The 23,129-nt window shown below is 65.7% G+C and carries 9 protein-coding genes; 3 read left to right on the top strand and 6 right to left on the bottom strand.

Going from position 1 to position 23,129, the window contains the following annotated elements; genetic code table 11:
- Positions 1-12 precede the first annotated feature (12 nt).
- A complete protein-coding gene (locus tag ACQ1W9_RS13625) occupies positions 13-903 on the top strand; it encodes a LysR family transcriptional regulator (protein WP_431023851.1) in 891 nt (296 codons plus the stop codon).
- Positions 904-1,214: 311 nt separating this feature from the next.
- Here the strand turns inward: ACQ1W9_RS13625 and ACQ1W9_RS13630 are convergent, their stop codons facing one another.
- Positions 1,215-1,844, bottom strand: a complete 630-nt coding sequence (locus ACQ1W9_RS13630; RefSeq protein WP_431023852.1) for a C40 family peptidase — start codon at positions 1,842-1,844, stop codon at positions 1,215-1,217.
- 235 nt (positions 1,845-2,079) lie between these two features.
- Complete coding sequence (locus tag ACQ1W9_RS13635) at positions 2,080-4,539, bottom strand: DUF1266 domain-containing protein (RefSeq protein ID WP_431023853.1); 2,460 nt, start codon at positions 4,537-4,539, stop codon at positions 2,080-2,082.
- Positions 4,540-4,907: 368 nt separating this feature from the next.
- Between ACQ1W9_RS13635 and ACQ1W9_RS13640 the strand changes: the two genes are divergently transcribed.
- The gene (locus ACQ1W9_RS13640; protein WP_431023854.1) at positions 4,908-6,353 is read left to right on the top strand and encodes an NAD-dependent succinate-semialdehyde dehydrogenase; all 1,446 of its coding nucleotides are present in this window, start codon (positions 4,908-4,910) and stop codon (positions 6,351-6,353) included.
- 33 nt (positions 6,354-6,386) lie between these two features.
- The gene (gabT, locus tag ACQ1W9_RS13645) at positions 6,387-7,685 is read left to right on the top strand and encodes a 4-aminobutyrate--2-oxoglutarate transaminase (RefSeq protein WP_431023855.1); all 1,299 of its coding nucleotides are present in this window, start codon (positions 6,387-6,389) and stop codon (positions 7,683-7,685) included.
- A gap of 563 nt (positions 7,686-8,248) precedes the next feature.
- On the opposite strand, the gene ACQ1W9_RS13650 is transcribed toward gabT, so the two are convergent.
- From ACQ1W9_RS13650 to ACQ1W9_RS13665, 4 genes are all read right to left on the bottom strand, one after another.
- The gene (locus tag ACQ1W9_RS13650; RefSeq protein ID WP_431023856.1) at positions 8,249-9,964 is read right to left on the bottom strand and encodes a DUF637 domain-containing protein; all 1,716 of its coding nucleotides are present in this window, start codon (positions 9,962-9,964) and stop codon (positions 8,249-8,251) included.
- Between the two features lie 57 nt (positions 9,965-10,021).
- Positions 10,022-10,519, bottom strand: coding sequence for a contact-dependent growth inhibition system immunity protein (locus ACQ1W9_RS13655; RefSeq protein ID WP_431023857.1), 498 nt, complete (start codon positions 10,517-10,519; stop codon positions 10,022-10,024).
- Positions 10,516-12,891: a DUF637 domain-containing protein gene (locus ACQ1W9_RS13660; RefSeq protein ID WP_431026450.1), complete on the bottom strand. Its 2,376-nt coding sequence runs from the start codon at positions 12,889-12,891 to the stop codon at positions 10,516-10,518. Before ACQ1W9_RS13660 ends, ACQ1W9_RS13655 begins: the two co-directional genes overlap by 4 nt.
- Positions 12,892-13,283: 392 nt before the next feature.
- The gene (locus tag ACQ1W9_RS13665; protein ID WP_431023858.1) at positions 13,284-23,069 is read right to left on the bottom strand and encodes a DUF637 domain-containing protein; all 9,786 of its coding nucleotides are present in this window, start codon (positions 23,067-23,069) and stop codon (positions 13,284-13,286) included.
- Positions 23,070-23,129: the final 60 nt, after the last annotated feature.

Raw genomic sequence — 23,129 nt, forward strand, 5'->3', positions numbered from 1 at the left:
TCGGAATAGCTTATGAGCCTACCCTTCGACCTGCGCGGCCTGGAGGTCTTCCTGGCGGTGGCGGAGTGCGGTGGCTTCAGCGCCGCCGGGCGGCGCCTGCATATGGCCCAGTCGGCGGTCAGCCAGCGTATCGCCACCCTGGAGCGGCGCCTGGGCCTGACGCTCCTGCACCGCCAGGAACGGCGCGTCAGCCTGACCCCCGAGGGCGAGGTACTGTGCCGCCAGGCCCGGGAGCTACTGGCCCAGGCCCAGGGGACCGCGCTGGCCATGCGCGAGCTGCACGACCTGGTCAAGGGCGAGCTGCGCCTGGGGCTGCCCTCCATGCTCGGCTCCTACTACCTGCCGCCGCTGCTGATGGGCTTCAAGGCGCGCTATCCCGGCATTCGCATGACGGTGGTGGAGGGCGGCACGCGCAGCCTGCAGCGGCGTATCCAGGAGGGCGAGCTGGACCTGGGGGTAGTGATGGACGACGCGCGTGGCGATACCCCCCTGACGCGCCGGCCCCTGCTGCGGGAGGAGATGGTGGTCTGCGTGGGGCGCGATCACCCCTTCGCCCACCGCGACGCCGTCACCCCGGAGGCCTTCTTCGGCGAGCCGCTGGTGCTCTTCCAGGCCGGCTACTTTCATCGCGAGTTCGTGGAGGGGCTGGCTCGACAGCACCGCTGCGAGCCGAAGGTGGACTTCGAATCGAACCTGATCCCGCTGACCAAGGCGATCGTGCGCCAGGGCTTCGGCATCACCACCTTCCTGCGTCGGGTGGTGGACGACCCGGCCCTGGCGGCGGTGCCCTTCTCGCCGCCGGCCTGGCTCGACCTGGCCCTGGCCTGGAAGGCCGGCGCCCGTCTGTCCCGGGCCGAGCAGGCCTTCGTCGACTATGCCCTGGCCCATCGGCAGCAGCTATAGCCGTCTAGGCGCCGGGCGGCGCCCGCGCTCGGGAGCCTAACCCGCGGGCCAAGCAGGCCTTCGTCGACTATGCCCTGGCCCATCGGCAGCAGTTATAGCGGTATAGGCGCCGGGCGGCGTCCGCGCTCAGGAGCCTAACCCGCGGGCCGAGCAGGCCTTCGTCGACTATGCCCTGGCCCATCGGCAGCAGTTATAGCGATATAGGCGCCGGGCGGCGTCCGCGCTCAGGAGCCTAACCCGCGGGCCGAGCAGGCCTTCGTCGACGATGCCCTGGCCCATCGGCAGCAGTTATAGCCGTCTAGGCGCCGGGCTTAGGAATCGAACCAGGTGGTACGCTGGACCAGTTGCTCGGGTTCCATGGGACGCCGGGCCTGCCAGTAGTGGCGGCGCCAGTAGACGTTGTCCAGTTCGGAGAGGATCACCCCCTGGGAGGTGGAGGCATGCAGGAAGTAGCCCTCCCCCACATAGATGCCCACATGGTTGTAGGCGCCGGGGGGGCGGAAGAAGACCAGGTCGCCCACCAGCAGCTCGTCCCGGGCCACCGGGGTGCCTTCATGGACCTGGTCATCGGTGGTGCGCGGCAGCTCGATGCGGAAGTTGTCCTGAAAGACCCGCTGTACCAGCGCCGAGCAGTCGATGCCCCGCGACGAGCTACCGCCCAGCCGGTAGGGCGTGCCCACCCAGCGCTCATGGGCATCCAGCAGGGCTTGGCGCACCCGGGCCAGGGCCGGATTGGAGAAGTCCAGGGAGGCGCCATCCTCGCGGGGCGACATCAAGGCACCATCGGCCAGCGACGGCAGCGAACGATCGAAATAGGCCACCTCCTCGCTCCCGGACGGTTCCCGCGGAGCCGAGGCACAGCCGGCCAGCACCGCCAGCAACAGGCCGGCCCCCGCCATTCGTAGCCCTCGGGGCCAGGTACGCCGACTCAATAGCGACACTTTCACTCCTTGAAATCACTCCTTGCTCCCCACGCTCCCGACGCGGGCCGGGTGTCGCTATGGCAGGGGTGCCCCAGGGACGCCGCTGCCATAGCGGCCTGTCGGTCTCTGCGGATAGGCCGCCCCCCGACAGGTGGGAGCGGCGCCAAAAAATCGTAACGACTATAGTCGATCTTTCAGAGGCTTGGGAAGCCTATTGCCCGAGTCGATCGGTCGTCGTAGCAGGCGTTGATACCTAATGCAGGGTCCGGGCATCGCCGGGCAGGGTATCAATATGCATGGGCGCCCAGTGGCGGGGCCGCGCCCCGGGGAAGTCGAGGCTCGCCCAACTGCCGGCCAGCGGCGGCGCCCCGCTGAGCCAGGCCACCAGGGCCTCCCGGAAGCTGGTCAGGTACTGCTCCCGCTCCTCGGTCTCGCCCATAAAGAAGGCGAAGCCGGCATAGAGCCCGCGAGCATAGCTCTCCCAGCCGGAGTAGTGGGCCTGGGCCAGGGTCAGGGCACGATCGAGCACCGCACCGAAGGCCTCGGCGTCCAGCCAGCCCAGTTGACGCCCGGCGATGGCCAGGTCCACCGCCTGGGCGATATCCCAGGCGGTCATGTCCACCTCGCTGCAGCCGGCGTCGTTGTCGCGCACCCGCTGCAGGCGCAGCAGGTGATTGCGCTCCTCCTCGCCGCAGTCATCGGACTCGAGGATGGCGATCTCCGCCTCCAGGCGCTTGTCGTTCAGGGTATAGGGGGCATAGTTGATCTGGTACTCCTGGCGATCCCCGGAGGCGAGCAGGAAATCGAGGAAATCACGCAGTCCCTCGGCGCTCTGCAGGCCATAGTGGCCATCGATCCACTCACGGATCGCCGCCACCTCCCGGGGGCTCTCCGCCAGCGGCTCGCTCCAGGCCCCGGCATTCAGCGGCCCCACCAGGGAGAGGGCGGTAAAGCGGGTTAGGTCGGGGCGCGGCCCCGGTTCCTGCCAATCCGACGCCTGCCAGTCCAGGTAGAGGAAGGGGCTACCGGGATCCTCCAGGTGCCAGCGAATCTCGTGGTGCATGGGCGGCTGCTCCCCCTCCGGCAGCGCCTGTTCCCACTGGGCCCAGGCCTCCAGCAGGCGGCGTGGCGTGGGGTAGAAGCGGCACAGCACGCTGCGCAGCGCCTCCGCCAGCTCGGCCAGCCCCGCGGCCTCGAAGTCGCCGCTGTCCATGGCCATCTGCAGATAGAAGGCGTACTTCTCGGCCATATGGATGGTGGCCGCATACCGGCTGCAGCCCTTGAGCCGTTCACGCAGCGTCACCGCCTCCGTGGCGGAACGCCCGAAGGGGGTCTCCAGGGCGGGCAGCGCCCGATGCTGGGCGTCCGCCGCCAGTTGGTTGAGGTGGTGTGCCTGGGCGGGCAACCAGTAGCGGGCCAGGCCGGCCACGCCATCCTCCGGATAGAGGCCCAGGCTCTCGCGCAGGTAGTGGCGAGCATCATCCCGGCGCGCCTCGTCCAGGGAGAGGTCGGGCCCCTGACGGAACAACAGGTCGGGCTCACGCACCGCCGCCAGGCTCAGTACCCAGTGGCGCGGGTCGCGGCGCCAGGCGCGCAGCGCCGCCGAGGCGGCCCGCTGCTGGTCATCGCTGACCAGTTGGTGCATATCGAAGCGCCAGGGGCTGCCCGGCGAGTGCAGCAACAGGCCCCAGTCCCGCTCCAGCTCGGCCATGCCGTCGCGCCCCTCGTAGAGACTGCGCCCCCGCTGGTAGGCGCTGACCAGGGCCAACCAGTCGCTGTAGCGGTGGTGCAGCAGATCGGCGGCATGGGTGGCGAAGGCCTGGGCCTCCTCGGCACCGAGCCACTCCAGGCTCCAGCCCGCATAGGCCAGATCGATCAGCCGCATCCAGTCCCAGGCCGCCCACTCCAGGGGCTCGCCACGGGACAGGAAGCCCAGCAGCACCTGGCCATAGGGGCGCCCCTCGCCGAGGCCATCGAGCCATTGGTGACGCGCCTCGGGGGCCTGATCGAGCAGTTTGCTGGCATCCAGGTCCCAGCCGTAGCGATCGCCCTGGGCACTCAGCCACAGCAACAGGCGCAGCAGGTCATCGCGGTTCTCGACCCGCCACACCTCGCGCAGCCAGGCCTGGGCCTCGGGCCAATCGATTCCCGCCGCCGGCGGCAGGGCCACCACCGGCGAGAAGGCCGCCCGCAGCCGCCATACCGACTCCTCGGGGGCATCGGGCCACAGCGAAGCCGACGGCGAACGCCGCGCCAGGGTCTCGGCGAGCCGCTCCCAGGTGATGCCCTCGTCCTGGTGCTCCAGCACCGCCAGGGCCTCGCAGGCATCGAAAAGGCCATCATCGCCGCGTACCCAGCCCTCGGCGCTACGCGCATGCATCACCGCCTGCAGCCAGTCATCGAGGCGCCCGTAGTGGGCGCTGATGCTTTCCGCCAGGCGACGCACCCAGGCCCGCGCCCGGGCCTCGGGCAGCCAGCCGGCGGCGGCGGCCAGCGCCAGCAGCTCCAGGGCGGCCAGCTGTTCGGCGGCATTCTCCGGCCCGGGCACCAGGGCGGCCACCAGGCGCCAGCCCAGCTCGCCACGATCGGCGCAGCCCAGCTCGGCGAGGCGACTCGCCGCCATGGCGGCATCCACGACGGTGGGATCGGGCTCGAAGGCCCAACCGCACAACACCAGTTGCTGGGCCCACCAGGCGTTCAGGGGATCAACCAAGACTCACCTCGACACTCATATGCAATCGCAATCGGCGCCTAGTGTAGCGGAAAGCGGCGGCGGCGCCGATGGCGGGGCGTCATCCGGTGAGTTCGTCCTCGACGGTGGGCGCCCCCGCCGAGGGACTCACCCTGGGCGCGTTACATATTTCCAACACGCCTCGCCCGGGCAACCTCGTCGCGGACGACTCGTCATGCCCCAGGATGGGGGCTGAATCATCATGCCTGTCGCCCGAGCACTCTGGCGTTTCGGGGTCCCCGCGTTGCGCCGCATGGCCGGCAAAAATAATTAACAGGGAGGGGCTTGGCGCAACGTTTTAAATAATGCACACTGCGTTCAATATGATGACAACACCCCCTGGAGGAGCCATGTCCGTCCTGCCCGACTTCCTGATTCCCAAGGCCTATATCGGTGGCCAGTGGCGCGATGCCGAGCGTCGCTTCGCCGTGACCAACCCCGCCACCGGCGAGCTGATCGCCGAGGTGCCGGACCTGGGCGCCGACGAAGTCCGCGAGGCGGTGGCCGCCGCCGAGGCCAGCTGGGCCGACTGGCGCAAGCGCCCGGTCAAGGAGCGCGCCGCCCTGCTGCGCGCCTGGTACGAGGCCATCATGGCCAACCAGGAGGCCCTGGCGCGGCTGATGACCCTGGAGCAGGGCAAGCCGCTGGCCGAGTCCCGCGGCGAGGTGGCCTACGGCGCCTCCTTCGTGGAGTTCTACGCCGAGGAAGCCAAGCGCATGGCCGGCGAGACCCTGCCCAGCCATGGCGTCGACAAGCGCATCCTGGTGCTGCGTGAGCCGATCGGCGTGGTGGCCGCCATCACCCCCTGGAACTTCCCGCTGGCGATGATCACCCGCAAGTGCGCCCCGGCGCTGGCCGCCGGCTGCCCGGTGGTGATCAAGCCCGCCGAGGCCACCCCGCTGACCGCCCTGGCCCTGGTGCGCCTGGGCGAACAGGTCGGCCTGCCCGCCGGCGTGCTCAACGTGGTCACCGCCGAGAAGCCGGCCGCCATCGGCGAGGTGCTGACCACCGACCCGCGGGTGCGCAAGGTCTCCTTCACCGGCTCCACCCCGGTGGGCAAGAGGCTGCTGGCCCAGTGCGCCGGCACCGTCAAGAAGGCGGCCATGGAACTGGGCGGCAACGCGCCCTTTATCGTCTTCGACGACGCCGACCTGGATGCCGCCGTGGAGGGCGCCGTGGCCTCCAAGTACCGCAACTCCGGCCAGACCTGCGTGTGCACCAACCGGGTGCTGGTGCAGGCCGGCGTCTACGAGGCCTTCCTCGAGAAGCTGGCGGCCCGGGTCGCCCGGCTCAAGGTCGGCAACGGCCTGGAGGAGGGCGTCTCCCAGGGCCCGCTGATCAACCCGGCCGCCGTCGAGAAGGTGCAGAGCCATGTGCGCGATGCCCTCGACAAGGGCGGTCGCCTGATCTGCGGCGGCGAGCCCCACGCGCTGGGCGGTACCTTCTTCCAGCCCACCGTGGTCGCCGACGTGACCAGCGAGATGAAGGTGGCCACCGAGGAGACCTTCGGCCCCCTGGCGCCGGTGTTCCGCTTCGACACCGACGAGGAGGCCATCGCCATGGCCAACGCCACCGAGTTCGGCCTGGCCGCCTACTTCTATGCCCGCGACTATCGCCGCATCTGGAACGTGATGGAGAGCCTGGAGTACGGCATGGTGGCGGTCAACGAGGGCATCCTCTCCACCGAACTGGCGCCCTTCGGCGGTGTCAAGGAATCGGGCCTGGGCCGCGAAGGCTCGCACCACGGCCTCGAGGACTTTACTGAACTAAAGTATGTGTGTATCGGCGGCCTGTAAGCGCACGCCCCATCGACCAAAGGAGGCTTACTCATGAATAACGCTCAACTCAACGAGCTCAAGCAGCGCTACGTGGCCAAGGGTGCCGCCAGCCCCTCTCCCCAGTTCGTCGAGCGCGCCGAAAACGCCGAGCTGTGGGATGTCGAGGGCAAGCGCTACATCGACTTCGCCGGCGGCATCGGCGTGCTCAACCTGGGTCACCGTCACCCCAAGGTGGTCGAGGCGGTCAAGGCCCAGCTCGACAAGCTGATGCACACCTGCCAGACCGTGATCTCCTACGCCCCCTATGTGCAGTTGGCCGAGAAGCTCTGCCAGCTGACCCCGATCAAGGGCGAGGCCAAGGCGATGATGGTCAACAGTGGCGCCGAGGCGCTGGAGAACGCCATCAAGATCGCCCGCGCCGCCACCGGCCGCAGCGGCGTGATCTGCTTCGATGGCAGCTTCCACGGCCGCACCTTCATGACCCTGGCCATGACCGGCAAGGTACTGCCCTACAAGAACGACTTCGGCCCCATGCCGGGTGACGTCTTCCGCGCCCCCTTCCCGGTGCCCTACCACGGCATCAGCGAGGAGGACTCCCTCCAGGCCCTGAAGACCGTCTTCAAGACCGATATCGCGCCGCACCGCACCGCCGCCATCGTTATCGAGCCGGTGCAGGGCGAGGGGGGCTTCTATGCCGCCTCCCCGGCCTTCCTTCAGGCCCTGCGTAAGCTGTGCGACGAGCACGGCATCCTGCTGATCGCCGACGAGGTGCAGTCCGGCTTCGGTCGTACCGGCAAGCTGTTCGCCCTGGAGCACAGCGGCATCCAGGCCGATATCATGACCATGGCCAAGTCCATGGCCGACGGCATGCCGCTCTCCGCGGTGGTGGGCAGCGCCGAGGTGATGGACGCCTCCGGCCCCAACTCCCTGGGCGGCACCTACAGCGGTAACCCCCTGGCCTGCGCCGCGGCCCTGGCGGTGATCGAGGCCATCGAGTCCGAGAATATCCTCGAGAAGAGCGCCGCCCTGGGCAACAAGCTGGCCCAACGCTTCGCCAAGTGGCAGGACGACTTCGAGGCGGTGGACAACGGCCGTAACCTGGGCTCCATGGCCGCCTTCGAGCTGGTCACCGACAAGGCCTCGCGCACCCCGGCCCCGGAACTGGCCGCCAAGCTGTGCCAGAAGGCCAAGGAGAAGGGCCTGATCCTGCTCTCCTGCGGCTTCTGGGGCAACTCCATCCGCTTCCTGATGCCGGTGACCATCGAGGACGCCGTCCTCGAAGAAGGCCTGGACATCGTCGAGGCCGCCCTCGAGGAAGTGGTCGGCAGCAAGGCCTCCGCCACCGCCTGAGCGCTGGTGGGACCACGCTGAAAGAAACCGCCCGGCCAACTGGCCGGGCGGTTTTTTCGTATCTCCTCGAGGAATCAGGCCGCTACTTCCTTGGCAAGTCAGACGTATAGCCGCGCCGAATGCCTAGAAGAGGATGCGGACACCTAATCATCACATTACGGCAGCATCTAGCCAGGGAAAAGGTATCCTCCCAGCCAGATGCAAGAGAACAAATTGTTAAAGACCAGGAGAAGGCATTGCATTTGGTCTTTGAGCCCCTCCCTTAACTTATCCTATTCACCTCTTCCCAAAGGCCTTCGAATGGAGGATCTGGCTCCACTAGGCGGTATACACGTGCACATTTCACACACTGGTACCACTTTTCATGGAGCCCCACATTGGCATAAGGACTCCCTACAACCACCTCTACTAAATTTGTGTTATTTATTAATAGTTTAGAAAATTCATCATAGTCACTCCAGCCAGAAAAATTTCGTCTGCTCCGGATATTGCAAGCTCCACATTGGCTACTCACCTAAGAGTTCCTCCTCCGATCTTCCAGGCTTCCTGTACCCCACCTTCAATTAGAACCTGGCTGCCACCACCAACCCAAGCTCCACCTTGACTACCAACTTCACCACATGGACTTTCATTCCCTGGGGTACCCGAACGGTGGTGTAGTCAGTAGCCTGGCTTCGGAAAGGATTACCTCGTACTTGTCCCCACTCTGGTAATAGTGCAGAGTCAATCCTCGACTGCAACGAGCCTATTGGTGTTTCCATACTCCAGAAGCCACCAAATTCTCGCTGGGACGGAGACCATGCTCGATGGAGTATCATTGGCTCTGTTAGCTCTACTGTCGCATAACGCCCTCCTGAGAACGTCCCAGCAAGTGAATCCGGTGTGTTTCCAAGAGGTCCTGCTCTTCGTGCATCAAATCGCCCCATTACTTGGCCGGGAACGTTGGAGACAATCCCATCAAAATTCGAGGCATTAGTTGTTGCTCTCGCCCCAACCCTCGCCTGCAGCCAGCTCCTGACACCCTGCGAGACAGCTCTCGCGCCAGCGCCCGTCCCCGTCAGAGCCAGGCCAATATCGACATCAATCGTGCTCGACTCGGCGCCACCGCCCAGGGCGTTCCAATAGGCCCGATCATACACCTCATCCATTGGCGGTGCCGAGGCGCCGATATCGGCGACCTCTCCATAATGCTGACTCGCCTGCCCTGCACCATATTGCGTGAAGAGTCCCAGCGCCCCAAGCCCAGCGGTACCAGCTTCGACTTGGCCAAACAGCCCACCATCCCGATACTGCGCCTCCGTGGCCTGGAAGGCCGTGACCTCTTCCCCATGGGCGGTGATCGGCTGGCCATCGGCCCAGCTCAGGGATTCGTTCTGATGACGTGCCACTAGGCCACCCATGGCAGCCTGGGCGGTCTGCAGGTCCTCCAGGAAACGCTGGTACAACGGGTTGTTGGCGTTGGAGGTGTTGTCCAGTTCCGCCAGCAGGGTGTCGAACCGGGCCGCCTGCTGCGCGTCGAGTTGTGCCCCGGACACCAGCGCCATCATGTCAGACCAGGTGACGTCCTCGAGCCGAGGCGAGCCCAGTTGGGCTTCCATCGTCGCGGCTTGCTCGGCGATAAGGTCGCGCTCGCGCGGGTGCAGTTGGCGGTTGTAGGACTCCACCTGTCCGGCGATAAAGGCACCCTCATTGGCGTCTCCGCCGGTCAGTTCGGCGGCCACTATGCCCACCAGCTGCGCCACGGTGTTGCTCAGGACCTGCCGCTCGTAGCCGTCTTCCACCAGCCGATCCACCAGCGCCTCGCTGGCCCCCGCCGCCAGGGCGCCGGTATTGAAGTCGCCGCCCGTGGCTTCGGCCACACTGCCCCCGACCAGGGCATGCAGGGCGACCTTCTCGAGGCCTCCCTCCGCCCAGTCCTGCTCATGGGCATAGTCGCCTATGGCGTCGAACAGTACGGCGGAAACCACTTCGGTCAGTACGTCGTCGAGGCCGGCCTCGAGGTTGTCACTCAGGCTGCCGCCCTCGATGGCGGTGCTCACGCCGGCGTTGATGGCCGTTTGCGCGGCGCGCTGGCCGGCGAAGCGGGCATCGGCCACCGCTTCGGTGACGATATTGCGCCCCGCGAGGAAGGCGACATCGCCCTGACTGGCGATCTCGGCGCGGTTGACGATATCGCGCCCGGCGCTCAGGTCCAGGCGGGCGCCCTGATAGGTCTGGTCGGCGAAGTAGCGTATTAGACTGATCCATTTGGGGAGGGCAACCCTCCCCAAATGGTTCAAAATAAAATCTGTTGTTAAAGATCTGTTAGCGCAGCACTCGATTTATCTTGAGAAGTACTATGTGCACCGACTGAACGCCAACCGAAGTGCAGCTCCTACCTCGGCAGGAGAGCTATCGGCGGGAATCACCACGTAATCGCTTTCGCCAATCCCGTCACCACTCCAAGCTTCAAGCTTTTCATGATGACTTGGACGAATAGTTATTGTGCCATCTTGGCTTACAACACTACAGCTCTTCATGTTCTTAAACATGGCCCGCTTGGTCTTATAACCGTATTGATCCATCATCTCTTTTACCCACTCTTGATACTGAGGCACCACACGGCCGCGAATATCAAAAAATGACCGATCTTCATTAGGATGGATAAAGCGACTTCTTACCAGAGCGCTCAACAAAGCCTCACCAATTTCATTATCTGAGGCCCCCGGAAATAACTGGAATCGCCGCCCTTCTGGATCAGAATATCCTCCGCGATAGCCAGAACATGTCTCAACCTGAACGAACTCATCATTCATATATGAATGGGCCCAATTTTTTTTCACAACATCGCTCATTCGATCACCGTGATATTTACTGTTACACCCCTATCCGCCCCATACTGGACAGCACGATCAATTTGTTCAAATTGTGCTTGAGTCGTTCCAGAAGGCACTGCAATTTCTATACGTTCACTAGTAATCATATCTGGTGTCACTGACTGTCCACTCAGACGATACCCCGAAAAATTCACTGCTGCATCTACATTGCTCCTGATAGATGAAAACACTTGGCTTGGATTGGCACGTTTAGCCGAGGTCATCGTATCCAAAGTCTTGGCACTAGTCGCCACACCGCTTGCTTCATCATAAAAATCAAACGTCTTGAAGTTCGGCGGCAAGCGAGAGCCGACTGGTAGTTGTGACGCAAGGAAATCCTCCCACGGCATGCCTTGCCCTTGAATTCCCCGCCCCCATTGCATGCCGGTTTCGGTCCGGCTTACAACCCCACCGATCCCTCTTGTCGTGCCGAGAGCACCAAGTCTGCCAGCAAGGCCTCCCGCGCCCCTGGCCACCCCCATACCACCGGTAAGCACGCCCGCGACATCGGTCAGCAGCCTGCCGGTTTCAATCCCGGCGTTGAACGCGCCGTCGGCACCGGCTCGCTGATACTCGGCCTGCAGCGTGTCGATGCGCTGCGTGTACTCGTCCTTGAGGCCTTCCCCAATGATCGACAGCACATCATCCTGTTGCAAGAGTTCGTAAAGTGCGACATAGGTGTCCCCATCCAGCAGCGCCAGCAGGCCTTCCACAGTGTTCATCATCTCGACCGGGACACCGGCCACGACACCTGCCGCCAACGAGGCGTCTTGTCCAACATCGGTAGCGCCCCAGCGCACCCGCGTTTCGAGCTGGCAAGCCACGTCCTCGCACTCGGCCAGCTCGCGGTCACGCTGCGCCTTCTGCGCATGCGACAGGTAGTTGTACCGCGTCCCCTGCCCGGCGATCTCAGCGCCTTGATTCACATCGCCGTCCGTCAGCTCGGCGGCGACGATGCCGGTGATCTGCGACGCGGCCACCAGCAGTTGCGGGTCGTTATTGACCAGCTCGGCCAGGTGCTCCACCAGCGCCTCGCTGGCCCCCGCCGCCAGGGCGCCGGTCTTGAAGTCGCCGCCCATGGCTTCGGCCACGCTGCCCCCGACCAGGGCATGCAGGGCGACCGTCTCGGGGCCGCCTTCCGCCCAGTGGTTATTCCGCGCCTGATCGCCCACGGCGTGGAACAGCACCCCGCTGACCACGTGCGCCAGGGCATCCTCGAGACCAGCGTCGAGGTGGTCTCCGAAGCTGCCGCCCTCGATGACGCTGCGCACGCCAGCGTCGAGGGCCGCCTGGGTGGCACGCTGGCCGGCGAAGCGCCCAATGCCGTCGAGAGTGCCCAGGTCCAGCCCGCCGGTGGCGCCGGTGGTCGGGTTGGTGGTGCTCCCCCAGGCACCATCCAGGCCGTTGGCGATGCCGGCGCTGATGGCGGCGGTGGCGGCGCTGCGCAGGCTGTCGCTGGAGAAGGTGTCGTCGAACACATCGCCCAGGTCGCCGCGGTGGTTGACCGCACTTACGGTGGCGGTGGTAGCCAGTGAAGACGCCGCGGCACTGACCGCCGCGCCCGTGGCACCGGTGGCCCCGAGCATGCCGGCGGCGGCCGGTCCCACGAATACCGAGGCGACGATGGCCACCGCCAGTGCGGCCCCGGCGCCCAGCCCGGATTGTTCGTACTCCCAACTGTCGTGGATCGCCCTGACCCGCCGCCAGTCGATATCGCCGCGTGCTTCCATGTCCTGGAGCCAGGCGAGGTCGGGGTCGGCTTCGACCATGGCGTCGATGGTCTGGCTGACGGTCTGCGCATCGATCTCGGGCACCTCGGCGACGATGCCGTCGGCGGCCTGGATGACCAGCTCGCCCCGAGCGAGCAGCTCGCTCTGACGCAGGGTCTCGTCGGTGCGTCCTTCGCCCCGCGACGATTGCCAGGCGAAGTTGCCGCTGTGCTTCTCGTGGGATTCGGTGTGGACGTCGCTGGCGGCCTCGAAGCGGACCGTGCCGCCGCTGGCCAGGGTCAGGTCGTTACCGGCCTCGAGGCGGGCGCCCTGGTAGCGCTGGTCGGCGCCGCTGACCACGGTGAGATCATTACCGCTCTCGAGGTGGCTGCCCACGGCGCGCAGGTCGTTGATTTCGTCGCGCTGGTAACGGCTGCTGAACAGGCCACTCTCTTCCTTTTCGTAGAGGGAGTAGTCCTGGTCATTGGCGGCGAGCAGTTCGACGTCGCGACCGGCGATCAGGACGGCGTCGCCGCCCGCCGCGGGTCTGAGTCTGGGTTGCGTCCTCGGCGGCGTCGAGGACGATATCGCGTCCCGCCTGGAAGTCGGCGTCGCCCTGATACTACTGGTCGACGCTGCAATGTCTTAGGCTCGCCCACTCGAGAGGGCACCCCTCTCGAGTGGCACGAAATCGAACTAATTGTTAAAGATCGGCATTAAGTGTTGCAGTTGGCCATGGTGACAACCGTTCACTTATCTGGCAGATCCTGCTAAACGGCAAAGCCAAGCAGAGAACTCTTTCGTTGATTTTCTATCGCCACTTAGCCCCATAGAGCCTATTTCTATTGCCCACAAATACTCAAAAATCTGCTCAGGGCTTGCGCCCTCCTCTAGGAGCTTGCAGAGGGCGGGGATATAACCATCGTACTCTCCCATCTCTTCCGAGTAATCGGCAACTCCTATTGGGTCCCACCGGTAGTGAACAGCCTCACGGACCCTATCATAAAGCGTCACCTCCCTATCAGATCTTATACTCACTTACCACCCCCGATCACTGTAATAACACGCCCAGTTTCAGAATTAATAATAACACGAAGTTTGTTTCCACCATCTGCAAATACCGTAGTGTTAGGCTTATTACCCTCGCTTCGAGCGCCGCTTTTTATAGCATTTTCAATAACAGAAGGCGTAAATCCACGCTCCTGCATTCTATCAATTGCATGCCCGCTATAATCTCGGCCATTAATCGTCGTCGGAGAATTTCTAGGAGCCGGTGCATTCGGGTTCGGAAAATTAGTTTGTTGACCAAGTCGTCCAACAGGTGTCCTTGGTGATGGCCCAACATTGTCTATAACTGTTCTTCCACTAACCCTCGCCTGCAGCCAGCTCCTGAGCCCTCGGGCACCCAGCGAGACGGCTCTCGCACCAGCGCCCGTCCCCGTCAGAGCCAGGGCAAGATCGACATCAATCGTGCTCGACTCGGCACCACCGCCCAGGGCGTTCCAATAGGCCCGATCATACACCTCATCCATTGGCGGTGCCGAGGCGCCGATATCGGCGACCTCTCCATAATGCTGACTCGCCTGCCCTGCACCATATTGCGTGAAGAGTCCCAGCGCCCCAAGCCCAGCGGTACCAGCTTCGACTTGGCCAAACAGCCCACCATCCCGATACTGCGCCTGCGTGGCCTGGAAGGCCGTGACCTCTTCCCCATGGGCGGTGATCGGCTGGCCATCGGCCCAGCTCAGGGATTCGTTCTGATGGCGTGCCGCTAGGCCACCCATGGCAGCCTGGGCAGTCTGCAGGTCCTCCAGGAAACGCTGGTACAACGGGTTGTTGGCGTTGGAGGTGTTGTCCAGTTCCGCCAGCAGGGTGTCGAACCGGGCCGCCTGCTGCGCGTCGAGTTGTGCCCCGGACACCAGCGCCATCATGTCAGACCAGGTGACGTCCTCGAGCCGAGGCGAGCCCAGTTGGGCTTCCATCGTCGCGGCTTGCTCGGCGATAAGGTCGCGCTCGCGCGGGTGCAGTTGGCGGTTGTAGGACTCCACCTGGCCGGCGATAAAGGCACCCTCATTGGCGTCGCCGCCGCTGAATTCGGCGGCCACTATGCCCACCAGCTGCGCCACGGTGTTGCTCAGGACCTGCCGCTCGTAGCCGTCTTCCACCAGCCGATCGACCAGCGCCTCGCTGGCCCCCGCCGCCAGGGCGCCGCTGCGGAAGTCGCCGCCCATGGCTTCGGCCACACTGCCCCCGACCAGGGCATGCAGGGCGACCTTCTCGGGGCCGCCTTCCGCCCAGTCACGCCTTTGCGCCTGATCGCCCACGGCGTGGAACAGCACCCCGCTGACCACGTGTGCCAGGGCATCCTCGAGACCAGCGTCGAGGTGGTCCCCGACGCTGCCGCCCTCGATGGCGCTGCGCACGCCGGCGTCGAGGGCCGCCTGGGTGGCACGCTGGCCGGCGAAGCGCCCAATGCCGTCGAGAGTGCCCAGGTCCAGCCCGCCGGTGGCGCCGGTGGTCGGGTTGGTGATGCTCCCCCAGGCACCATCCAGGCCGTTGGCGATGCCGGCGCTGATGGCGGCGGTGGCCGCGCCACGCAGGCTGTCGCTGGAGAAGGTGTCGTCGAACGTGGCGCCCAGGTCGCCACGGTGGTTGATCACACTAACCGCGCCGGTCCCCGCCAGCGAGCCGGCCATCGCACCACCCGCGGCAGCAACGACGGCGCCGCTGCCCGCGGCTTGCAGGGCCCCCGCCACGGCCGGTCCCGCCACCGCCGCGGCGACGATGCTTATCGCCAGTGCGGCCCCGGCGCCCAGCCCGGATTGTTCGTACTCCCAACTGTCGTGGATCGCCCTGACCCGCCGCCAGTCGATATCGCCGCGTGCTTCCATGTCCTGCAGCCAGGCGAGGTCGGGATTGGCGGCCACCAGGGCGTCGACGGTCTGGCGCACGCTTTGCGCATCGATCTCGGGTACCTCGGCGACGATGCCGTCGGCGGCCTGGATGACCAGCTCGCCCCGAGCGAGCAGCTCGCTCTGACGCAGGGTCTCGTCGGTGCGTCCTTCGCCCCGCGACGATTGCCAGGCGAAGTTGCCGCTGTGCTTCTCGTGGGCTTCGGTGTGGACGTCGCTGGCGGCCTCGAAGCGGACCGTGCCGCCGCTGGCCAGGGTCAGGTCGTTACCGGCCTCGAGGCGGGCGCCCTGGTAGCGCTGGTCGACGCCGCTGATCACGGTGAGATCATTACCGCTCTCGAGGTGGCTGCCCACGGCGCGCAGATCGTTGATTTCGTCGCGCTGGTAACGGCTGCTGAACAGGCCGCGCTCTTCCTTTTCGTAGAGGGAGTAGTCCTGGTCATTGGCGGCGAGCAGTTCGACGTCGCGACCGGCGATCAGGACGACGTCGTCGCCCGCCGCGGCCTGGCTGGCGATCAGCCGCAGGTCGCGCCCGCTACGCAGCGTCAGGTCGCCGCCGGCCAGCATGTCGCTGCCCTGCTGGCGCACCCGGCGGCTGATCCAGTCGGTGGTACGGGTGTGGGATTCGTGGTGATTGACATTGGCCGCCGCGGCCAGGGTGAGGTCGCCACCGGCGTCGAGCGCCAGGTCGCCGCCGGCCTCGGCACGGCTGGCGATGGCGGTGAGGTGGCGCTGCGCCTGGAGGGCGATGTCGTCGCTGGCCGTCAGCGTGCTGCCGGCTTGTTCGACCGTGCGGGTTTGCGACTCGCGACGCCACTCATCGGTCTGGGTCTGGCTGGTGTTCTCGGCGGCGTCGAGGACGATATCGTTGCCCGCCGTGATGGCCAGGCCCGCGCGGCTATCGATCTCGCTGGCGGCCAGGCGCACGTCGCGTCCGGCGCCGAGGTCGGTGTCACCGCCGCTGCTCAGTTGGCTGCCGACCTGGGTGGTGGTGCGTTCATCGGTACGCTGTCTCCCATACCACCGGCGGGAGCCGGTCCCGCCCCAGTCGTGGGTGGTGTCCTCAGCGGCGTCGAGGCGGATATCGCGGGCCGCCGCCACGCTCAGGGCACCGTCGGCGTCGATCGTGCTGGCGGTAAGCCTCATGTCACGGCCGGCGCTCAGCGCGGCATCGCCCCCTGCCGAAATACTGGCGCCGAGTTGCGTGGTGCGTTCGCTGCCTTCCCCGACACCCGCTGCATAGCCGTTGACCTGGCGGCGGGCATCGGCCACCGCTTCGCTGACGATATCGCGCCCCGCGAGGAAAGCGACGTCGCCCTGACTGGCGATCTCGGCGCGGTTGACGATATCGCGCCCAGCGCTCAGGTCCAGGCCGTCGCGGGCGCTGATCAGCCCGCCCTGGTCGAGATAGGTGGCATAGGAACGCGCGTGGCCGGCGGTGACCGCGGTGCGGTCGTTGACGATATCGCCCTCGCGCGCCGCCAGGCTGACCCGGCCGCCGCGAATCTCGCCGGCCAGGGCGTTGCGGATCGAGTCGCGGGCGCTCAGCGCCAGGCGCTGGCCCGCCTCGACCAGGCCGCCCTGAAGAATCGAGCCCCCGCTCAACGCGGTGAGGTCGTCGCCGGCGCGGATGGTGCCGACATTGACCAGATCGCCGCCGGTGATCAGGTCGATGTCGCGGCCCTGGATCAGGCTTGCGCCACGCACGTTGCGCTCGTCGACCTGGGCGAGATAGAGCACCGGGGCGAGCACCGTCTCGCCGTCGACCTGCTGTTCTTCCAGCCACACGATGTCGTGGGTAAGCGCCGCGGTCTGCGCCGGCGTCAGGCCGACGCCGACGCTGAGCTGCAGGGCGTCCCTGGCCGCCACGGCGTTGTCCATCAGGTGGCGATACTGGGCGTAGTCGTCGCTCAGGGAGTCCTCGAGGAAACGCTGCCCGGTATTGGCCAGCACGGCATCGCGAATCAGCCGCGACTCGTAGCGCCCGTCGCCGAGTAACTGGTAGGCACCATCATCGCTGTAGCCCAGCTTGTCGAGCAGGTAGTCGGAGCCCATCAGCCGCTCGGCGCTGGTGAACTCGGGGTTGGTCTCGACCAAATAACGGCTGTGTGGCGAAGTATTGCGGACGAAGAGCCCATAGCGTCCCCGCGGCAAGCGGAACGAGGCGAGCTGGGTCGGCGCGATACGCTCGAAGGGCACGTCGCGGTAGCTGGCCACGTCACCCGGAGCGACCGCCATCTCGCCCGGATCGACCGTTGACTGACCGGCCTCCACCATGGCGACATCGAGATCGGTCGAGGCAAGGCTATCCGTGGCAGACGCATCGCTGCGAGCGACGCGATGGAGTTCTCTGGCACTGCGCGTGTCAGTGTTATCGGTGCGGCGGTTGAGGGTGATATCGAGGGAGTCGACGACATCAGGCGGCGCCGTGTCGGCGAGGTTGCCGCTTAACTGTTCGCGTACCTGGTTTTCGATCTGGCCGTTGTCGAGGCGGTTGGCGACATCGATCGAGACCCGGCCACCGGCCTGAATCACCGCCGCGCCCGCGCTGTCGAGTGGTGTCCGCGTCACGACCTGGCTGAGTTGTTCGGAACCCGCCAGCGCCTCCGGCAAGGGGAGATCCTGCCCTTGCGCATCGAGCCCGTCGCTGGCGTTCCAGTCGGCGACACTGGCGGCAAGATCGTCAGGAAGCAAGGATTCCTTGACCCAATATCCACGGCTACCGTTTCTATAATCGAAACATGGGGAGAAGGGGCGGCACTCTTCTTCGTTGGGAGTCAGCCCCGCCAAGGCCTGGGGGTCACCGTAGGAGGTCAACTTGAAGACCGATTCACGTCCCGCACCTCGATTCTCCAGCGTATCGGCCTGGATATGCAGATTGCCGTTTGCCGCTATCAGGCTATTGGCATTTTCGAGGTCACCGGCACGTATCGCCATATCGCCACCGGCGACCAGCCGGGCTGCGGGTGAGTCCTGTGCAACCTCAGTCTTGTACTGTTCCTGAAGCTCATACTCGGCAAAGCTCCAAAGCACCCCGTCAGAGACCCAGATCCAGCCTTTGTCGCTATCACGCCCACCACTGTAATACTCTCGATGAGAGCTTGTTACGGCATAGGCCGTAGCGGATAGGCTGCGCTCCTGAAGTACCTGGTCTTCCTGATACTCATCCTTGGTGTTGACGATAGCCTCGGCATAGAGCGCGATATCTCCCTCCGCCTCGATCGTTCCCGAGCGGTTCTCGAGGCGATCAGCCAAGGCATGCCGGTCGTTACGCGCGACGTCGAGATTGCCCCGGCTGTAGATATCGCCGTAGCGGTTGACCAGGCGCGTGCCGCGAAGGGTCATGTCGCCACCGGCGAACAGCAAGGTATCGGGACCATTGTCGATGCCGCCACGGCTGACGATTCTCAGGTCCGCCTGGCTGCCCAGGGTGCCGCGGTTGTCGAGGTAAGCGGTGGTGATATCGACATTGCCTACGCCGGTCAGGCGACCCAGGTTGTCGAGGGTACCGCCGAGACGGTAGGTCGAGGTGCCGCCGCCGGCCAGGCGTCCGCCGCGCTGGGTGAGGTGGCGGGCACTGACGGCGAGGTCACCCTGGGTGGAAATCAGGCCGTGGTTGGTGATGTCGCCGCTGGTGGTCAGGGTGAGGGCGTCGTTGGCGAGCAACTCGCCGCGATTATCGAGGCTGGCCAGGTTGAGGGTCAGACGACCGGCAGTGGCGATTCGGTCGCCGGCGGCGAGAGTCAGTCCCTGGTCGAGGTCAAAGCCGAGCGCGCCGTTGAACTGCCACTGGCCGACGTCGTCGAGCCGGTCCAGCGTCACCTGGCCGCTACCGGTACCTTGCATCTGGCCACCGACGTTGGCGAGGCGGTTGGCGGTGATCTGGAACAGGCCGCCGCCGGCATGTTGGAGTTGCCCTTGACCGTTGCGTAGGGTGCCGGCCTCCAGAGTGGCATCGTCGCTGGCCAGTTCGACCCGGCCATCTTGGTTGTCGAAGGTGCCGGCGATGGTGAGGCGGCTATCGTCACCGCCCAGGGCGCGCAGCTCGCCATCGGTATTGGTCAGTCGTTCGGCGTCGACCGTCAGGTTCTCGGTGGCTTCGATCATGCCACCGGCGTTGTCGAGATGACCGGCTTCCAGGCGAACGGTGCGTCCTGCCAACTGCCCCTGGCGGTTGTCGATAAACGGCGGGTCGATACCGAGCGTGCCGTTGGCGAGGACCCGGCCATCGCGATTGTCGAGACCGTTGGTCAGCACCATCGTCACCTGGCCATCGAGGCCGGCAATCAGGCCATCGTCGGCATTGACCAGGGTGTCGCCGGTGAAGGTGGCGCTGTCGCCCTGCAGGGCGCCGCCCTGATTCTGCAGCAAGCCGAAGTACGTATCGAGCGCACCGTCCTGGGTGATCACCAGGCCGTTGCGGTTGTCGAGCTGCTGCGCGGAGAGCGACAGTCCCTCGGCGCCGGCCACGGCCTGCCCGCCGTCGTTGACGAAAGTGGCGACGTCGATAGCGAGCCGCTCCCCGCTCAGCGAGCCGCCCTGGTTATCAAGAGTGCCGGCAGTGGCGCGCAGGGTCAGTTGGCCGTCCAGGGCATCGATGGCACCGTCGCGGTTGTCGAGACGGGCGGTGGCGCTATCGACTAACGTCACGCGGCTCCCGGCCGTCCCGCCAAGCACGGCGCCGCCCCGGTTAAGCACGTGTTCGGCAGTAAGCTGGAAGCCATCGCCAAGCATCGCGCCGTTGCGATTGTCGATATGCTGCGCGGCAATGGCCAGCGCTTGGTCTGACTGCACCTTGCCGTGGCGATTGTCGAGGGCGCCCGACAGCGCTATGCCTATGCCCCCCACGCCTGCCGCGACGAGACCGTCATCCGTGTTGTCGAGTGAAGCGGCATCCAGCGCGATGGCATCGGCGATGAGCTTACCCTGGCGGTTGGTGACTGTGCCGATCTCGGTCAGTCGCAGGCTATCGGCGACCAGGATGCCCTGGGTATTGTCGAGCGTCGTCCCGCCGTTCAGTACCAGCTCGCCGTCGGTGACCTGCAGGCGCCCGGCGCGATTGCTCAACGCCCCGACCAGGTCGAGATGCAGTCCCTGGTTGGCGCTGATCAGCCCGGCATCGTTGTCGAGGCGAGCCAGCGTCAGGGCCACCAGGTCGCCGATCAGGCTGCCGGTGTGATTGGTCAGTTGGCCGGCGTCGAGCGTAATGGCGTCGGCAGTGAGCACGCCCTGGGCACCATTGTCGAGCGCGCCGCCCACACGGGCATTGATGACCTGCTCAGCCAACAGGACGCCGCCCCGGTTGTCGACCTCGCCGGCGCTGAGCGTCAGCGTGCCAGTGCGTGCCTGGAGGTGGCCCGCGGCATTACCCAGCCGCGTGCCGACCTCAAGCGCGAGGTCACCGTGCTCGGCGCTGATCACGCCATCGTCGTTGCTCAGGTCCTGGGCGATGGTGAGCGTGGCGGTATCGCCGCCGATCGTGCCGTCGCTGTTGGTGAGCGTGGTGGCTGTAAGCGTCACGTCGCCGCTGGCCTGCAACCGGCCCTGGCTATTGTCGAGGGTATCGACAACGTCGAGGGTCAGGTCACCGTCGGTGGCGGCAATCAAGCCTTCGCTGCTGTTATCCAGCGAGGCTGCCTGGATATCGACGGTACCGGCTACCAGTTCCCCCTGCCGGTTAACGATCGTGCCGATCTCGGTCAGTCTCAGGCTATCGGCGACCAGGGTGCCCTGGGTATTGTCGAGCGTCGCCCCGCCGTTCAGTACCAGCTCGCCGTCGGTGACCTGCAGGCGCCCGGCGCGATTGCTCAACGCCCCGACCAGGTCGAGATGCAGTCCCTGGTTGGCACTGATCAGCCCGGCATCGTTGTCGAGGCGAGCCAGCGTCAGGGTCACCAGGTCGCCGACCAGGCTGCCGGTGTGATTGGTCAGTTGGTTGGCGTCGAGCGTAATGGCGTCGGCAGTGAGCACGCCCTGGGCACCATTGTCGAGCGCGCCGCCCACACGGGCATTGATGACCTGCTCAGCCAACAGGACGCCGCCCCGGTTGTCGACCTCGCCGGCGCTGAGCGTCAGCGTGCCGGTGCGTGCCTGGAGGTGGCCCGCGGCATTACCCAGCCGCGTGCCGACCTCAAGCGCGAGGTCAGCGTGCTCGGCGCTGATCACGCCATCGTCGTTGCTCAGGTCCTGGGCGATGGTGAGCGTGGCGGTATCGCCGCCGATCGTGCCGTCGCTGTTGGTGAGCGTGGTGGCTGTAAGCGCCACGTCGCCGCTGGCCTGCAACCGGCCCTGGCTATTGTCGAGGGTATCGACAACGTCGAGGGTCAGGTCACCGTCGGTGGCGGCAATCAAGCCTTCGCTGCTGTTATCCAGCGAGGCGGCGTCGAGATCGATGCTATCGGCGGTGAGGCGGCCGCCGCGATTGGTCAGAGTGCCAATGCGGCCCTGAAGGTCACCGTCATCGAGGCTCAGGGTCCCGCCGCTGTTGTCGAGACGCTCGAGGTCAAGCCGAACGTCCTGGCCTTGGGCGAACTGCACGCTGCCGCCGAGGTTGTCGAGATGGTCGGTATCGAGTTCGAGCGAGGCGGTGGCGGCCAGGGTCGCCGCCTGGCCCCGGTTGGTAACGGTGCGACTCGTCAGGGTCACGCGCTCGCCCTGGATAGTGCCGGTATTGGTCACCTGCTGGCGGGCGTCGACGGCGATCTCATCGGCCAGCAGGCGGCCATGATTGTGCGCATCGGCGGATGTCACCACGAGGCGCTCGGTAGCATCGAGCCACCCATGGTTATCGAGGCGGTCTGCCCGGAGGGTCAGGTCGGCACCGGCCCGGCGCACGTCGTTCTCGATGCCGGCGATGACGGCTCCCTGGTTGGCGAGGCGCCGTCCGGCGTCGAGGGTGATGTCGCCGCCGCTGGTCAGGTTGCCGTCGATGTCGAGGTTGTCGCGGGTGCGCACGGTGATGGCCTGGCTGGCATGAATATCGCCGCCCAGCGTCGCGCGCGTGGCATTGACCTGCGCCTGGCCGGTGCTGGAGGCATCGGCCAGGCGCAGGTGGCCGTTAGCGTCGATGAGGATATCGCCCTCGCTGGCCGCCATATCCCCGGCCAGCCTGACCCCTACGCCACTCTCGGTGCCGACCAGGCGGATGCTACCGGCGTACATGCCGCCCAGGGCCGAGGCATCGATGGCCAGTGCCGGAGCCTCACCCGTGCCCTGGCGTGCCGTGGTCGCCAGGGTCTCGGCGTCGACGTCGTTGACCCCGGTGATCACGTTCAGGCGGTTGGCATGGAGTTCGGCGTTGATTTCGGCGGCTCGGGTGATGATGTCGAACTGATCGACCTGGGTGGCATCGAGCCCCAGGCCTTCGATCGCGACCCGCCCCTGGTCGACGGCGAAACGCGCGAGATCACCGTCCTCGATGATGGGTCGGCCCGTGGAGAGCGTCACCCGCGGGCTGTTGATGAAACCACAGCCGTTGCAGGTGATGCCGTAGGGGTTGGCCACCACCACATCGGCGGCGGCACCAGCCACTTCCGTATAGCCTTCGAGTCGACTGGGCCGGCCACCATTGACTTCGTTGACGATCAGTCTCGCCGCCTGGTCGCGCAGGTTGGGGTTGCCGACGATAAGCCCGCCGAGCTGGGTGGATTGCAGTTTGCCGGTGGCATTGTTGAGAATGACGCCCCCCTCGTCGACGTTGTAGTCGGAGAAGCGGTTGTGCGACAGCCCACTCCCGTTGGGGGTCGCGATATCGACCACGGGTACGCCGTTGCCGGCCCGATCCAGGGCGGTGTTGCCGGCGCCGGGGGCGACGACGATGCCGTCGGCCAGGACCACGACCGGGTGCCAGAAAAGGGCGTTGATGATGAGGATGGCGACGTAGCGACTCGAGGGACTACGAATATTCATGGTGGCTGCTTCCCTGCATCACTGTTCGGTTGTTCGTTGCACTCATTTATTCGTGGCCAT

The sequence above is a fragment of the Halomonas sp. H5 genome, assembly GCF_050613175.1.
Taxonomy (GTDB): Bacteria; Pseudomonadota; Gammaproteobacteria; order Pseudomonadales; family Halomonadaceae; genus Bisbaumannia; species Bisbaumannia salifodinae.

Coding starts and splice junctions, on each gene's coding strand:
- ACQ1W9_RS13640 (WP_431023854.1), top strand. CDS start 4,908: ATGTCCGTCCTGCCCGACTTCCTGATTCCCAAGGCCTATATCGGTGGC.
- ACQ1W9_RS13655 (WP_431023857.1), bottom strand. CDS start 10,519: ATGAGCGATGTTGTGAAAAAAAATTGGGCCCATTCATATATGAATGAT.
- ACQ1W9_RS13665 (WP_431023858.1), bottom strand. CDS start 23,069: ATGAATATTCGTAGTCCCTCGAGTCGCTACGTCGCCATCCTCATCATC.
- gabT (WP_431023855.1), top strand. CDS start 6,387: ATGAATAACGCTCAACTCAACGAGCTCAAGCAGCGCTACGTGGCCAAG.
- ACQ1W9_RS13625 (WP_431023851.1), top strand. CDS start 13: ATGAGCCTACCCTTCGACCTGCGCGGCCTGGAGGTCTTCCTGGCGGTG.